Source organism: Streptomyces sp. NPDC090032 (genome assembly GCF_044748025.1).
Classification (GTDB): Bacteria; Actinomycetota; Actinomycetes; order Streptomycetales; family Streptomycetaceae; genus Streptomyces.
On sequence record NZ_JBIVFF010000008.1, the window covers coordinates 108,464 to 122,985 of the forward strand.

The window sequence follows — 14,522 nt, forward strand, 5'->3', positions numbered from 1 at the left end:
GAGCTCATGTCCACACCGGAAATACGCACCACCTCGTCGACCCCCACCGCGTCCGGGCCGGCCGGGCAGCCGCCGGACGAGGAGGCCAGACTCAGGGAGCTGGGCTACCAGCCGGTCCTGGCCCGCCGCATGGGCGGCTTCGGCAACTTCGCCATCAGCTTCTCCGTGATCTCCATCCTGTCCGGCTGCATGACGCTCTACGGATTCGGCCTCGGCACCGGCGGTCCGGCCGTGATGATGTGGGGCTGGGCCGGCGTCGGCCTCTTCGTCCTCCTCGTCGCCCTGGCGCTCGCCGAGGTCACCAGCGCGTATCCGACGTCCGGCGCCCTCTACTACATGGCCGACCGGCTCGGCGGCCGCCGCTGGGGCTGGTACACGGGCTGGCTCAACCTCCTGGGCCTGCTCGGCGCGATCGCCGGAATCGACTACGGCGCGGCCCTGTTCACCGGCGCGCTCCTCAACCTCCGGTTCGGCTTCGACCCGACACCGGGATCGACCTTCCTGATCTTCCTCGCCATCCTCTTCGTGCACGCCGCCCTGAACCTCTTCGACGTCCGCCTGGTCAGCCTGCTCAACTCGATCAGCGTGTGGTGGCACCTGGCGGGCGTGGCCGTGATCGTCGGCGTCCTCGCGATCGTCCCCGACCACCACCGGTCACCGTCCTTCGTGTTCACCGAGTTCGTCAACGACACCGGCTGGCACAACCCGCTGTACGTCGCAGCGATCGGCCTGCTCCTCGCGCAGTACACGTTCTCCGGTTACGACGCGTCCGCGCATCTCTCGGAGGAGACGTCGAACGCCTCCGTCTCCGCGGCGCGCGGCATCGTACGGGCCGTGTGGGTCTCGTGGATCGCCGGGTTCGTGCTGCTCGCGGGACTGACGTTCGCGATCCAGGACTACGCGGGCGCACAGGACAGCACCACCGGGGTGCCGCCCGCGCAGATCATGATCGACGCAGTCGGCACGTCGGGGGCGACGGCGCTGCTCCTGATCGTGATCGTGGCCCAGCTGTTCTGCGGCAATGCCGAGGTGGCGGCGACCAGCCGCATGGTGTTCGCGTTCAGCCGCGACAACGCGCTGCCGGGCTCGGCCCTGTGGCGCAAGGTGAGCGCCCGCACCCGGACCCCCGTACCCGCCGTGTGGCTGTCCGTGGGCCTCGCCGCCGTGATCGCGCTGCCGTCCCTCTACTCCGCTACGGCGTACGGAGCGGTGACCGCCATCAACGTCATCGGCATCACGCCCGCGTACGCGATCCCGATCCTGCTGCGTCTGCGGGCGGGCGACCGCTTCGCCCCAGGACCCTGGAACCTGGGCCGCTGGAGCAGACCGGTCGGCTGGACCGCGGTGACATGGGTGGCGTTCGTGACGATCCTGTTCTGCCTGCCACAGGCGTCACCGGTGACGGTCGGCTCGATGAACTACGCGTCGGCGGCCCTGGCCGTTGTGCTGATCCTGGCGACGGTGTGGTGGTACGCGGCGCGCGACACGTACGGGACGCCTCCGGCGAAGCAGGAGAAGGAGACCGATCCGGGGGCTTCCGGCGCCCAGGGCTGACACACGATCAGGGGCCGTGTCAGATTGCTCTGACACGGCCCCTGATCTGCGACTTCGAAAAGTCGGGACGACAGGATTTGAACCTGCGACCCCTTGACCCCCAGTCAAGTGCGCTACCAAGCTGCGCCACGTCCCGGTCGCGCCGCCCGGCGGGTGTTCCGCTTGGCGGCGCAGAAAGAACAATACCCCAAGCTCAGGGGTGGTCCGTAGCCGGTGCGAGGGGCTTGGGGCAGCGGCTGGACCGTGCCCGGACGGCCGGCCGCAGACGCGGGACAATCGAGGCATGAGTGACATGAGCAGTGGCCTGGACCGCGACCGTGACGAGGAGGGGCGGGCTCGGAACGCGCGCCCCCGCGACGGCCTCGGCCGTCCGCTGCCGTACGGCGCGGAGGGGGTGGCGCGGCAGCCGGAGGGGGTGGTGCGGACTCCCGCGGAGACGGTCGCGCAGGCGCAGGCGCTGCTCGACGCGGGCAGGCCGTTCCACGCGCACGAGGTGTTCGAGGACGCGTGGAAGTCGGGGCCGGACGGGGAGCGGGGTCTGTGGCGGGCCCTGGCGCAGCTGGCGGTGGGCCTGACGCACGCGGCCCGCGGCAACACGTCGGGCGGCGCCCGCCTTCTGCGCCGGGGCGCGACGGGAGTCACGACATGGACCGAGACCACGGGCCGCCAGCGCCCCTACGGAATCGACGCGGTGAGGCTGACCACGTGGGCCACCGACCTGGCTGCCGAGGTGGAACAGGCGGACACTCCGGTCGACGCGGCAAGGCGTGCGCCGAGCCTGCACGGAGACTAGGGTGCGCGCCCGGTGAGGGGCGCGGGGAGCTGCGCGTGCGGCCCCCGCACAAGTCGCAGCGACCCACGAACCCCGCCCGCCCCCCGAACACCGGCCCAAGGCCCACCCATCCGTACCGGCCCACCACCCCTTCCGGCCCACCCATCCGTACCGGCCCGCCATGCGCACCCCGGTTCCCGATGTGAGGCTGGCCGGGTGACCACCACAACGGAGACCGTGCAGCCCCCGGCGACGCAGCCGCCCGTGCTGGACCGGCGGCGCCGCAACGTCGTCTTCGTGACGATCATGCTGGGCATGCTGCTGGCCGCGCTCGACCAGACGATCGTCGGCACGGCGCTCCCCACGATCGTGTCGGATCTGGGCGGCGCCGCGCACATGTCGTGGGTCGTGACGGCCTACCTCCTCGCGGAGACCGTCGCCACGGTGCTGGTCGGCAAGTTCGGTGACCTGTTCGGGCGCAAGGTGGTCTTCCAGGTCTCGGCGATCGTCTTCATCACCGGTTCGTTCCTGTGCGGACTCTCGACGAACATGACGCTGCTCATCGCGTGGCGCGCGGTGCAGGGCATCGGCGCGGGTGGCCTGATGGTGACGGCGATGGCGCTGATCGCCGATGTCATCCCGCTGCGGGAGCGGGGCAAGTACCAAGGGGCCATCGGCGCCGTCTTCGGGGTCGCGACCGTGATCGGTCCGCTGCTCGGCGGTCTGTTCACGGACCACCTGACCTGGCGCTGGGCGTTCTACGTGAACGTACCGATCGCGATCCTCGTGGTGATCGCCGCGGCTCGCACGATCCCCGTCGTGAAGTCGGCGCTCCGTCCGGTGATCGACTATCTCGGCATCGCGCTGGTCGCGGTCGGCGCGAGCGCGCTCATCCTGGCGACGAGCTGGGGCGGGAACGAGTACGCGTGGGGTTCGCCCACCATCATCGGCCTGTTCGCGCTCGGCCTCGTCGCGCTCGCCGGGTTCTGCTGGGTGGAGACCCGCGCCGCCGAACCCATGCTGCCGATGCGGCTGTTCGGCAATCCGGTGTTCACGGTGTGCTCCGTGCTGAGCTTCATCGTGGGTTTCGCGATGCTCGGCGCGCTGACGTTCCTGCCGACCTATCTCCAGTACGTGGACGGCGACTCGGCCACGGTCTCCGGCGTGCGCACCCTGCCGATGGTGATCGGTCTGCTGCTCGCGTCGGTGTTCAGCGGCAACGTCGTCAGCAAGACGGGCCAGTACCGGCTGTTCCCCATCGTGGGCTCGGTGATCATGGCGGTGGGGCTGTACCTGCTGTCCCGGATGGACAGTTCGACCAGCGCCTGGCTCGCGTCGCTGTACATGTTCGTGCTCGGCGCCGGCATCGGCCTGTGCATGCAGGTCCTGACGATCGCGGTGCAGAACACCGTCGAGTACACGGATCTGGGCACGGCCACGTCGGGCGTCACCTTCTTCCGTACGCTCGGCAGTTCCTTCGGTACGGCCGTGTTCGGCACCATCTACGCCAACACGCTCAAGACGAACCTCGCCGACGGGGTCGCCGCCGCGGCGCGGACCGGGGTCGCGCGGCCGGCCGTGATCGCCAGGGCGGCGCAGAGCCCGGACGGGCTGCACCGCCTGCCCGCCCCGGCGCGTCAGCCGATCGTGGAGGCGTACGCCGACACGCTGCACACCGTGTTCCTGTGGACGGTTCCGGTCGCGCTGCTCGGTTTCATCGTGGCGCTCTTCCTGAAGCAGGTTCAGCTGCGGGACAGCGCGCGGCTGGGGTCGTCCGACATGGGCGAGGGCTTCGCGTCGCCGCAGGGCGGGGACTCGGCGATCCTGCTCGAACGGGCCGTCGGCGACATCGTCAAGTCGACGGACCTGGACACCGCCCGGCGCATCCTGGCGGAGTCGGACACGCGGCTCGACATCGCGGGCGCGTGGGCCGTGATGCAGGTGGAGTTCTTCACGCGGATGGTGGGGCACGCGAGCCTCGGCATGATCGCGGCCCGTCGCCGCCTGCCGCCCGAGGTCCTGGTGCCGGTCTTCGACCGCATGGTCGAGGAGGGCTATCTGACGCGCGCCGGCCACTACTTCTCGACCACGGCGGCGGGGCAGCGCGAGGCGGACGAGATCAGTCACGCCTGGGGATCCTGGCTGAGCCGGCAGGTGGAGGCGGACCTCGGCAGGCCGCCGGGCAAGGACCTGCGGGCCGCCGTGGACACGATCGCGAAGCGGCTGCTGGCCGAGGACCTGGAGCACGGCCTGACGTCGCGGAGCCGGGACAAGGTCCTGTCCGCTTCGTGACGGTGGCTCAGCGCAGCAGGAGCTGCACCCCGCCGACGACGGTCGCCGCGATCACGAGGCGTTCGAACAGCCGCTGGTTGATGCGGTGCACGCAGGCCTTGCCGATGAACGCGCCGGGGACGACGAACAGGGCGAGCGCCGCGTCGAGGAGGAGCGAACGCCCGTTGATCAGGCCCAGGCCCACGCTGAACGGCACCTTGGCCGAGTTGACGATGAGGAAGAACCACGCGGAGGTGCCGAGGAAGCCGAGCTTGCGGAAGCCCGCCGAGAGCAGGTACATCGACATGACGGGCCCGCCGGCGTTGGCGACCATGGTGGTGAAGCCGCCGAGCACGCCGTAGGAGCGGGCCTTCGCGCGGCCGGCGCGGCTCGCGCTCTCCTCGACGTCCGGCGCGTCCGCCCGGCGTCTGCGCCACACCGTGACGGCGGCCATCAGGAGCAGGATCGCCCCGATCGACGTACGCACCATGGCGTCGTCGGCCCACACCATGAACAGCGTGCCGAGGACCACGCCGCCGGCCACGGCCGGGAAGAGGCGCCACAGGGTGGGCCAGTGGGCGTGTCTGCGGTAGGTCAGTACGGCGAGGATGTCGCCGGCGATGAGGACGGGCAGCAGGATGCCGGTGGACTCGCGGGCGGGCAGGACCGCCGCGAAGATGGCGAGGCTGACCGTGTTGGCGCCGCTGACGGCCGTTTTCGAGAAGCCGACGAGCACGGCCGCGGCGGCGAGCGCGGCAAATTCCCAGAGGGTTATGGAGTACATACCGGGGACAGATGCTAGACCCATCTATCGGCCCGGCGGCAGGGGGCGCCGCATGCTGGGACGGCGCCCCGTATGCGTGCTCCCGGGGTCTGTCGGTGAATCAGTCGGTGTATCAGGCGGCGTACCGGGCGCGCAGTTCCCGCTTGAGGATCTTCATGCTCGGGCCGAGCGGCAGCTCGTCGGCGAACTCGATGCGGCGGGGGTACTTGTGGCGGCCCAGGTGTTCCTTGGACCACTCGGTGATCTCGTCGGCGCCGGCGGCCGCGCTCCCCTCGTCCTGCTTGCGGATGATCACGGCGCAGACCTCCTCGCCGTGCACGGGGTCGGGCAGGCCGATGACGGCGACCTGGGCGACGCCGGGGTGGCGCATCAGGACCTCTTCGACCTCGCGCGGGTACACGTTGTAGCCGCCGCGGATGATGACGTCCTTCTTGCGGTCGACGATGCGCAGATAGCCGTCCTCGTCCTTGGTGCCGAGGTCGCCCGTGCGGAACCAGCCGTCGACGAGGGCTTCCGCGGTGGCCTCGGGGCGCCCCAGGTATCCGGTGAAGACACAGTGGCCGCGCACGACGACCTCGCCGAGTTCGCCCTCGGGGAGCAGCTCCACGCGGTCCTCGACCTCGGCGCGGGCGATCTCCACGTCGATGCCCCACATGGGGTGCCCGATCGTGCCCGGGCGCGCGCCGAAGATCGGCTGGTTGGTGGCGGCGGCCGGGGACGTCTCGGAGAGTCCGTAGCCCTCGTAGACGGTGGCGCCGAAGGCGTCCTGGAAGCGCTCCAGGACGGCCACGGGGAGCGAGGCGCCGCCCGAGACGCAGACCTTGAGGGTGGGCAGCTTCTCGGCCGCTGCCGCCGCGGCCACCAGGTTCACGTACATGGTGGGCACGCCGTGGAAGGTGTTGACGCCCTCGGCGACCATCAGGTCGATGGCCTTGGCCGCGTCGAAGCGCGGGAGCAGGACGAGGGTGGCGCCGGCGCGCCACGTCGCGTTCATGGAGACGGTCTGCCCGAAGGCGTGGAACAGCGGAAGGGCGCCGAGCGCGATGTCGTCGGAGCGCACGTCGTGGCCGTCGAAGGCGCTGACCGTCGCGTTCATCACCAGGTTGAAGTGGCTGAGGACGGCGCCCTTGGGGACGCCGGTGGTGCCGCTGGTGTAGAAGACGACGGCCGGGTCGTCCGCGTCGCGGGTGAGGTACGTGGGCAGTGGCTCGGCCTCGTGCGTGAGCCGCTCCAGGTCGCCGCCCTCGCCGAGGGTCAGCATGCGCACGCCGGTCGCCTCGGCCGCCGCCCCGCCCGTCTTCGCCTGACCCGGGTGGCACAGGAGCAGCGTGGCGCCGCTGTCGCGCAGGACGTGCTCGACCTCCCCGGCGGACAGGAGCAGGTGTACGGGGACGACGACGGCGCCCGCGGCGAGCGCGGCATAGTACGCGCGCGGGAACTCGGCCACGTTGGGCGCCATCAGCGCCACCTTGTCCCCCGGCCGCACCCCGAGTCCGACGAGCGCGGCGGCCTGCTTGCGGGCCTGGAGCCACAACTCCTTGAAGGTGATGCGCAGTTCACCTTCGACGAGCCCGGCCTTGTCCGGGTGACGGCGGGCGGACTCGGCGAGGATCGCGGCGAGGGACAGGGTTGCCATGAGGGTGGTGCTCCGTTCCGTACTGACTTCTGGTGCGGCTCTGAACCAGGTACAGCTCAGCGATGTGTCAGCGCGCGCCGCCGTTCACGTACAGCGTCTGACCGCTGACGTAGGAGGCGTCGTCGCTGGCGAGGAAGGCGACGACGGACGCGATGTCCTCGGGCTGTCCGACGCGGCCGAGCGGGGTGCGCTCGGCCGCGAGCTTCTGGTGGTCCTCGGCGGTGGTGCCGACGCGCTCGGCGGTCGCGGCGGTCATGGCGGTGGCGATGTAGCCGGGCGCCACGGCGTTCACGTTGATGTTGAAGCGGCCGAGTTCGATGGCGAGGGTGGCGGTGAAGCCCTGGATGCCGGCCTTGGCGGCGGCGTAGTTGGCCTGGCCGCGGTTGCCGAGGGCGGAGCGCGACGACAGGGAGACGATCTTCCCGTAGCCGGCCTGCGACATGTACTTCTGCGCGGCCTGCGAGCAGTTGTAGACGCTGCTGAGGTTCACGTTGATGACGGTGTCCCAGTCGGACTTCGGCATCTTGAAGAACATGCCGTCGCGGGTGACGCCCGCGTTGTTGACCAGGATGTGCAGTGCGCCGAGTTCGTCATCGATGCGCGCGAAGGTGGCCTCGACGGCGTCCTGGTCGGTGACGTCGCAGCCGTACGCGGACGCCTGACCGCCCTTGGCGCGGATCGCCTCGACGGTGGCCTCGGCGCGCTCGGCCGTGAGGTCGACGACGGCCACGGTCGCGCCCTCCTCGGCCAGCCGCAGGGCGGTGGCGGCGCCGATCCCCTGCGCGGCACCCGTGACGACGGCCACACGGCCGGTGAACCTGCTGCTCATCTTCTTCGCATTCCTTACGTTGTACGGGAGTTCAGGCGCGCTCGACGAGGACGGCGGACCCCTGGCCGACGCCGACGCACATGGTGGCGAGGCCGCGCGAGCCGCCGGTGCGGCGCATGCGGTGAAGCAGGGTGGTGAGGATGCGGGCGCCGGAGCAGCCGAGCGGGTGGCCGAGCGCGATGGCGCCGCCGGTCGGGTTGACCAGCTCGGGGTCGATGCCGAGAGCGTCGACGCAGGCGAGGGCCTGGGCGGCGAACGCCTCGTTGAACTCCGCCTCCTGGACGTCGCCGACGGACCAGCCGACGCGGGCGAGCGCCTTCTGCGTGGCGGGGACGGGGCCGATGCCCATGACGTCGGGGTGGACTCCGGCGGAGGCGCCGGCGACGTACCGGCCGAGGGATTCCAGGCCGAGGTCGTGCAGGGCGTCCTCACTGACCAGGAGGAGGCCCGCGGCGCCGTCGTTCATGGGTGAGGCGTTGCCCGCGGTGACGGTGCCGCCCTTGCGGAAGACTGGCTTGAGGCCACCCAGCTTCTCCAGGGACGTGTCGGGGCGGATGCACTCGTCCTGCTCGACGACGACGCCGTCCGGGCGCGTGACGGGGAGGATCTCGGCGTCGAAGAGGCCGTTCTTGCGGGCCTGGGCGGCGTTGTGGTGGCTGCGCAGCGCGAAGGCGTCCTGGCGCTCGCGCGAGACGTCGTAGCGGTCGGCGACCTCCTCCGCCGTCTCCCCCATGGCGAGGACGCCGTGCAGCTCCTTCATCTTCGGGTTGACCAGCCGCCAGCCCAGGCGCGTGTCGTACGTCTCCATCTTGTGCGGCAGTGCCTCGTCGGGGCGCTGGAGCACGAAGGGGGCGCGGCTCATGGACTCGGAGCCGCCGGCGAGGACGACGTCGGCCTCGCCGGAGGCGATGGTGCGGGCGGCGGTGGTGACGGCTTCGAGCCCGGAGGCGCACAGCCGGTTCACGGTCGCGCCGGGTACGGACTCGGGCAGGCCTGCGAGGAGGGCGGCCATGCGCGCGATGTTGCGGTTGTCCTCGCCGGCCTGGTTCGCGGCGCCCCAGTAGACGTCGTCGATCCGGGCCGGGTCGAGCTGCGGCACACCGGCGAGCAGGCCGCGGATGACACCGGCCGCGAGGTCGTCAGGGCGCACGGTGGACAGGGCCCCGCGCAGCTTTCCGATCGGGGTGCGGCGGGCGGCGGCGAAGTGGACGGGACGCACGTGCGGCTCCAGAGGGAAGTTAATTAGCACTGCTAGTTTTCGACTATAGACCCGGGCCCCGCACCCTGTGAAGTGGTGACCGCTGGATAGGCTCCCCGCCGTGAGCACTGCGTTCGAGTACGAGAAGTCCGGGGCGGAGATCTACCGCCGGTCCTTCGCCACGATCCGCGCCGAGGCCGATCTCGGCGGGATGCCCGCGGAGGTGGCCCAGGTCGCGGTCCGGATGATCCACGCGTGCGGGATGGTCGACCTGGCGGGCGACCTCGCGTACTCCCCGGACGTCGCGGTCCGCGCCCGCGAGGCGCTGCGCGGCGGCGCGCCCGTCCTGTGCGACGTGTCCATGGTCGCCAGCGGGATCACCCGGAAGCGGCTGCCCGCGGACAACGAGGTGGTGTGCACGCTGTCCGACCCGTCGGTTCCGGCGCTCGCCGAGCGCCTCGGCACGACGCGCTCCGCCGCGGCCCTGGAGCTGTGGCGGGAGCGGATGGGCGGGGCCGTTGTCGCTGTGGGCAATGCGCCCACCGCACTTTTCCGGCTCCTGGAACTGGTACGGGAGGGGGCGGAGCCGCCTGCCGCGGTGATCGGGGTTCCGGTCGGGTTCGTGGGGGCGGTGGAGTCGAAGGACGCGCTGGCCGAGCATGCGGGGGAATTGGGGCTGGAGTATTTGGTGGTGCGGGGGCGCAGGGGAGGCAGCGCGATGGCCGCGGCGGCCGTCAATGCCGTGGCTTGTGAGGTTGAGTAGTCCTCCCCCACCCCGCCCCTTCCCGAAGTCCTGGGGCTCCGCCCCAGACCCCGCTCCTCAAACGCCGGAGGGGCTGAACATTCAGGCGCGATCAACAAGAATCCAGCCCGAAATGGCGATCAGCGCCCGATCCCCCTCACCCACTCCACCGCCTCCCCCACCGATCCCAGCACCGTCACCCCCACCGGCGCCGTCGGCCGCTCCACCACGATCACCGGGATCCGCGCCTCCCGCGCGGCGACCAGCTTCGCCGCCGTCGCCTCTCCCCCGGCATCCTTCGTCACCAGCACGTCGATGCCGTACTCCCGCAGCACCGCCCGCTCGCCCTCCAGCGTGAACGGCCCACGGGCGAGCAGCACCTGCGACCGGGGCGGCAGAGGCGGCTCAGGGGCATCCACGGAGCGCACGACGCAGAGCACGTCACCGATGTCCGCGAAGGCCGAGAGGCCCAGGCGGCCGACCGTCAGGAACGCGCGTCGGCCCAGCGTCGGCAGACGCCTCGCCGCCTCCTCCAGCGAAGCGACGCCGTGCCAGTCGTCGCCCGGAGCGGGGACCCAGCCGGGGCGGCGCAGGGCCAGCAGGGGAACATGGGCCGTGGCGGCTGCCTGGGCCGCGTGGAAACTGATCGTCCCGGCGAAAGGATGGGTGGCGTCGATGAGCGCGTCCACCTGGAGCTCGCGCAGCGCGCGGGCCAGGCCATCGGCTCCCCCGAAACCGCCGGTCCGCACCTCGCCCGCGGGCAGCACGGGCTGCGCGACGCGGCCGGCCAGCGAGCTCGTCACGCGCCACCCGGGGTGGCGGGTGGTCAAGGCCTGCGCGAGGCGTCGGGCCTCGGTCGTGCCGCCGAGGATCAGTACGTGCACGGGTGTGGGGTCCCTTCATGAGTGAGGCGGGCGGGGCCAAGGGCGGACGCGGCGCCCAACTCAAGCACACCGGCCTGCGCCCCGGCTGGACGACCGGCGCCTGTGCGACGGGGGCGGCCACGGCCGCGTACACCGCGCTGCTGACCGGCGACTTCCCCGACCCGGTGGCGATCACGCTGCCGAAGGGGCAGACGCCCGCGTTCGCGCTGGCGGCCGAGGAGCTGACGGGCGAGCACGCGATGGCGGGCATAGTGAAGGACGCGGGCGACGACCCGGACGTCACGCACGGCGCGCTGGTGCGCGCATCGGTGCGGCTGCTGGCCGCCGGATCCGGCGTCGTGTTCCGGGCGGGCGCGGGCGTCGGCACCGTGACCCGTCCCGGGCTGCCTCTCGCCGTCGGGGAACCCGCCATCAACCCCGTGCCGCGGCAGATGATGCGGGACCACGTCGCGGCTGTGGCGCAGCGCCACGGCGGGAGCGGTGACGTCGAGATCACCGTGTCCGTCGACCACGGCGAGGAGATCGCCCGGTCGACCTGGAATCCGCGGCTCGGGATCCTCGGCGGGCTGTCCATTCTGGGGACGACGGGCATCGTGGTGCCGTACTCCTGCTCGGCGTGGATCGACTCGATCCGGCGGGGCGTGGACGTGGCGCGGGCCGCCGGGCGCACGCATGTGGCGGGCTGCACCGGGTCGACGTCCGAGAAGACCGTCGTCGCCGAGTACGGGCTGCCCGAGGACGCGCTTCTCGACATGGGTGACTTCGCGGGCGCCGTCCTCAAGTACGTGCGCCGGCACCCCGTCGACCGGCTCACGATCTGCGGCGGGTTCGCCAAGCTGTCGAAGCTCGCGGCCGGGCATCTGGATCTGCACTCGGCGCGCTCGCAGGTCGACAAGTCGTTCCTGGCCGGACTCGCTGCCGACGGCGGCGCGGGCGCGGAGGTCGCGGCGGCGGTGGCGGACGCCAACACGGGCCTCGCCGCACTCCAGTTGTGGCCGCCGCTCGGCGACCTGGTCGCCGCGACCGCCCGCGACGAGGCGTTGAGCGTGCTGCGGGGCGCGCCCGTTCAAGTCGATGTAGTCTGCATCGACCGCGCGGGTGCGGTGGTCGGTCGCTGCGCACCCCGCTGAACACCTGCTTCGGCCCCCACGGCCCGGTTCCGGTAGCAACTACTCCGGATCTCAGGGCTGGCCCTGATGTCCCCGGCGCGCGGGCTGCCTAGAGTTGAGTTCACCGGCACCGCTCCGCAGTCGACGTACGGGGGAGCCACGGGGGCAAATCGGGGGACGATGTCGCCTTCGGAGCGGTCAGCCGGGACCTCTTCACTTCGCCCGCGAGAGCGGGGTCAGCCGCGCAGGTAGGTCAACACGGCGCGCACGCGCCGGTGTTCGAGCAGATCCTGCTCCAGGCGCAGCTTGCCGAAGATGTTCCGTACGTGCGTCTCCACGGTCTTTCCGCCGATGACGAGACGCTGGGCTATCGCCTCGTTCGAGTGGCCCTCGGCCATCAGGGCCAGCACGTCCCGTTCTCTGCCGGTGAGTTCGTCGAGGGGGCTCGTGGGGCGCGGGGTGTTCATGAGCTTGGCCACCACGAGCGGGTCGAGGACCGTCTCGCCGGACGCCACGCGCTTGAGCGCTCCGCCGAGTTCGTCGATGTCGGCGACGCGCTCCTTGAGCAGATAGCCGAAACCCTCGGGCTGCTCCGCCAGGGCCCTGACGGTGTCGGTCGTCTCGACGTACTGGGACAGCAGCAGCACGCCCGTGCCCGGGTGGGCCGCGCGGATCGCCGCCGCCGCGACCAGACCCTCGTCGGTGTGCGTCGGCGGCATGCGGATGTCGAGGAGCACGGCGTCCGGACGGTGCTCGGCGACGAGCGCGAGGAGCGGCCCCGTGTCGCAACACTCCGCGGACACTTCGAAACCCTCGTCCGACAGCAGTCGTACGATCCCCTGCCGCAGCAGCGCCGAGTCCTCGGCAACGATCACCCGCACGGAAGCTCCGCCCTGATTCTGGTCCCGCCACCGGCGGGACTGTGTACATGCAACACTCCGTCGACGGCGGCGAGCCGGTCCGCGAGGCCGCGCAGGCCGCTGCCGCGCGCGCTGTCCGCTCCCCCGACTCCGTCGTCCACGGTCTCGATGACGAGCCGGCCGTCGTGGTGCGTCGCGGAGACGCTGACGGCGCGGGCACCGGCGTGCTTGGCCGCGTTCGACAGGGCCTCGCACACCGTGAAGTAGGCGGTCGACTCGACGACCGCGTCGTAGCGCCGGGGTTCGGCCGCGACGACGACCGGCAGGGTCGCCTCCCTGGCCAGCGCGGTCAGCGCGGGGCCGAGACCCTCGCGCGTGAGGACCGCCGGGTGCAGACCGTGGGCGAGGCCGCGCAGTTCCTCGATGGCGAGCCTGAGGCTGGACTCGGCCTCGGTCACGGAGGCGCGCAGGCCGGCGTCGGGGTGGTCGGCGAGGCCTCGTTCGACACGTCGCAGCGCCATCAGCGCGAAGACCAGCCTGGCCTGGGCCCCGTCGTGCAGATCCCGCTCCAGGCGCTTGCGTTCGGAGTCGGCCGCCTCCACGATCCGCGTGCTCACGTCCCTGGCGCGGGAGCGCAGCCACACGTTCTCCAGCGCGAGGCGCAGTGCGGCGGCGACGGACGCGAGGAGTTCCGGGTCGTCCATGAGGGCGGGGTCGTGGTGCAGGAGCGCGAGCGGCCGTCCGTCCGCCGCTCCGACGGGGGTGCGGCCGATGCCGTCCGACGTCACCTCGCGCCCGGAGCCGTCGACGTACGCGCCGCGCTCCTCGCGCCACAGGCCGAGACGTAGCGTCGGGTCGCCCAGGACGCGGGCCAGCGCCTCGCGCAGCCGGGCAGGGTCGGGATCGGTGCCGACCTCGATGACGAGGCCGCTGACCTCGGCGCGCTGGAGGTGCATGCGCAGCAGTCCGGCGAGGAACGCGAACGGCACGGCGACCTGTGCGAGATCGGACAGCAGATAGACGGCCTGCTCACCGGTGTCGCCGACGTCGCCGAACCACGGCACGACGTAGAAGAGCATGTCCCACATCAGGAACACGACGGCGACGCCGATACCGATCCAGGCCGGGAGCAGTGCCTGCCTGCGGGCGGCGGAGGCGTGCCGCCAGCGCTGGACCACGGCCACCGCGGCGCCGGCTGAGATGACCCAGCCGAGCGCGTGGTACACGGTGTCGACGGGGCCGAAGAGGTCGTGGGTGCCGGGAATGAACAGGGCGTTCGGACCGCAGCCCACGCAGTCGAGATACGTCGCGCCGGTGGCCTGCGCCGGGTCGAACAGGAGCGTGCGCAGCAGGCCGCCGACCGCGACCAGCCCGTACGCGAACTGGACCAGGCGCCGGGTCAGGACGGTCGTGAGGCGGCCCTCGGGGAAGCACAGGATGAGGTGCAGGAGGATCGCCATGTTCAGCGCCTCCCACCAGGCCCCGAACGCGAACAGGGCGGGTACGGAAGTGCCTTGGAGGTTCCCGAGGAACCAGGTGACGCCCTCGGCGATCATCAGGGGGCCGGTCCGGTTGGCGGGCCTGCGCCGCCAGGCCATGATCCCCGCGGCCGCGTACGCCCAGCCCACGGAGAGGTCCCGCACCACGTCGCCCGCGGAGCCACCGGCCCGCAGGTACGCCCACGAACCCGCCGCTCCCGATACGGCGGCGAGTGCCGCGGCCCCGGTCAGGCGCAGCCGAACCGCACGCTTCCCCTGACTGTCCACGGCCCACACGGTAAGCCATTCGGGGGAACGGCGCGCACTCGGTGTCGCACAGCTTACGCACCGTGCTCGATGGACCCCGACCTCGTGTCCTGGCAGAGTTGAGGCCGTCCACACATG

General features: G+C 71.7%; 12 protein-coding genes and 1 tRNA gene. 5 read left to right on the forward strand and 8 right to left on the reverse strand.

All coding sequences use genetic code 11. From position 1 onward, the window contains the following. The first annotated feature begins 6 nt into the window (after positions 1-6). Positions 7-1,554, forward strand: coding sequence for an amino acid permease (locus ACIPWY_RS21410; RefSeq protein ID WP_393702615.1), 1,548 nt, complete (start codon positions 7-9; stop codon positions 1,552-1,554). 62 nt (positions 1,555-1,616) lie between these two features. Here the strand turns inward: ACIPWY_RS21410 and ACIPWY_RS21415 are convergent. Beyond that, positions 1,617-1,690: transfer RNA gene (locus ACIPWY_RS21415), tRNA-Pro, on the reverse strand. A 147-nt stretch (positions 1,691-1,837) separates the two neighbouring features. Between ACIPWY_RS21415 and ACIPWY_RS21420 the strand changes: the two genes are divergently transcribed. Next, positions 1,838-2,347 (forward strand): DUF309 domain-containing protein, encoded by a 510-nt coding sequence (locus ACIPWY_RS21420; protein WP_393702617.1) that lies wholly within the window; start codon positions 1,838-1,840, stop codon positions 2,345-2,347. A 195-nt stretch (positions 2,348-2,542) separates the two neighbouring features. Further along, on the forward strand, positions 2,543-4,618 hold the full coding sequence (locus ACIPWY_RS21425) for an MDR family MFS transporter (RefSeq protein WP_393702619.1): 2,076 nt from the start codon (positions 2,543-2,545) through the stop codon (positions 4,616-4,618). A 7-nt stretch (positions 4,619-4,625) separates the two neighbouring features. Here the strand turns inward: ACIPWY_RS21425 and ACIPWY_RS21430 are convergent, their stop codons facing one another. The 4 genes from ACIPWY_RS21430 to ACIPWY_RS21445 all read right to left on the reverse strand — a co-directional run bounded on the left by ACIPWY_RS21430 (position 4,626) and on the right by ACIPWY_RS21445 (position 9,065). Further along, entirely contained in the window at positions 4,626-5,381 is a 756-nt protein-coding gene (locus tag ACIPWY_RS21430; protein ID WP_362906563.1) for a sulfite exporter TauE/SafE family protein, read from the reverse strand. A gap of 112 nt (positions 5,382-5,493) precedes the next feature. Next, positions 5,494-7,017: a long-chain fatty acid--CoA ligase gene (locus tag ACIPWY_RS21435; protein WP_393702621.1), complete on the reverse strand. Its 1,524-nt coding sequence runs from the start codon at positions 7,015-7,017 to the stop codon at positions 5,494-5,496. A 67-nt stretch (positions 7,018-7,084) separates the two neighbouring features. Then, positions 7,085-7,846 carry a 3-oxoacyl-ACP reductase FabG gene (fabG, locus tag ACIPWY_RS21440; RefSeq protein WP_393702623.1) on the reverse strand — a complete coding sequence of 254 codons (762 nt, stop codon included), beginning with the start codon at positions 7,844-7,846 and terminating at the stop codon, positions 7,085-7,087. A gap of 31 nt (positions 7,847-7,877) precedes the next feature. Then, positions 7,878-9,065, reverse strand: a complete 1,188-nt coding sequence (locus tag ACIPWY_RS21445) for a thiolase family protein (RefSeq protein WP_393702625.1) — start codon at positions 9,063-9,065, stop codon at positions 7,878-7,880. 100 nt (positions 9,066-9,165) lie between these two features. On the opposite strand from ACIPWY_RS21445, the gene ACIPWY_RS21450 reads away from it, so the two are divergent. Continuing rightward, a complete protein-coding gene (locus ACIPWY_RS21450; protein ID WP_362906568.1) occupies positions 9,166-9,807 on the forward strand; it encodes a precorrin-8X methylmutase in 642 nt (213 codons plus the stop codon). 119 nt (positions 9,808-9,926) lie between these two features. Here the strand turns inward: ACIPWY_RS21450 and ACIPWY_RS21455 are convergent, their stop codons facing one another. Further along, positions 9,927-10,670: a cobalt-precorrin-6A reductase gene (locus ACIPWY_RS21455; RefSeq protein ID WP_393702627.1), complete on the reverse strand. Its 744-nt coding sequence runs from the start codon at positions 10,668-10,670 to the stop codon at positions 9,927-9,929. 17 nt (positions 10,671-10,687) lie between these two features. Between ACIPWY_RS21455 and ACIPWY_RS21460 the strand changes: the two genes are divergently transcribed. Further along, a complete protein-coding gene (locus ACIPWY_RS21460) occupies positions 10,688-11,800 on the forward strand; it encodes a cobalt-precorrin-5B (C(1))-methyltransferase (protein WP_389546286.1) in 1,113 nt (370 codons plus the stop codon). A 215-nt stretch (positions 11,801-12,015) separates the two neighbouring features. Here ACIPWY_RS21460 and ACIPWY_RS21465 read toward each other — a convergent pair whose 3' ends face one another. Both ACIPWY_RS21465 and ACIPWY_RS21470 read right to left on the reverse strand, forming a co-directional pair. Next, entirely contained in the window at positions 12,016-12,660 is a 645-nt protein-coding gene (locus ACIPWY_RS21465) for a response regulator transcription factor (protein WP_362906574.1), read from the reverse strand. After that, entirely contained in the window at positions 12,651-14,405 is a 1,755-nt protein-coding gene (locus ACIPWY_RS21470; RefSeq protein WP_362906576.1) for a histidine kinase, read from the reverse strand. Before ACIPWY_RS21470 ends, ACIPWY_RS21465 begins: the two co-directional genes overlap by 10 nt. Positions 14,406-14,522 lie beyond the last annotated feature (117 nt).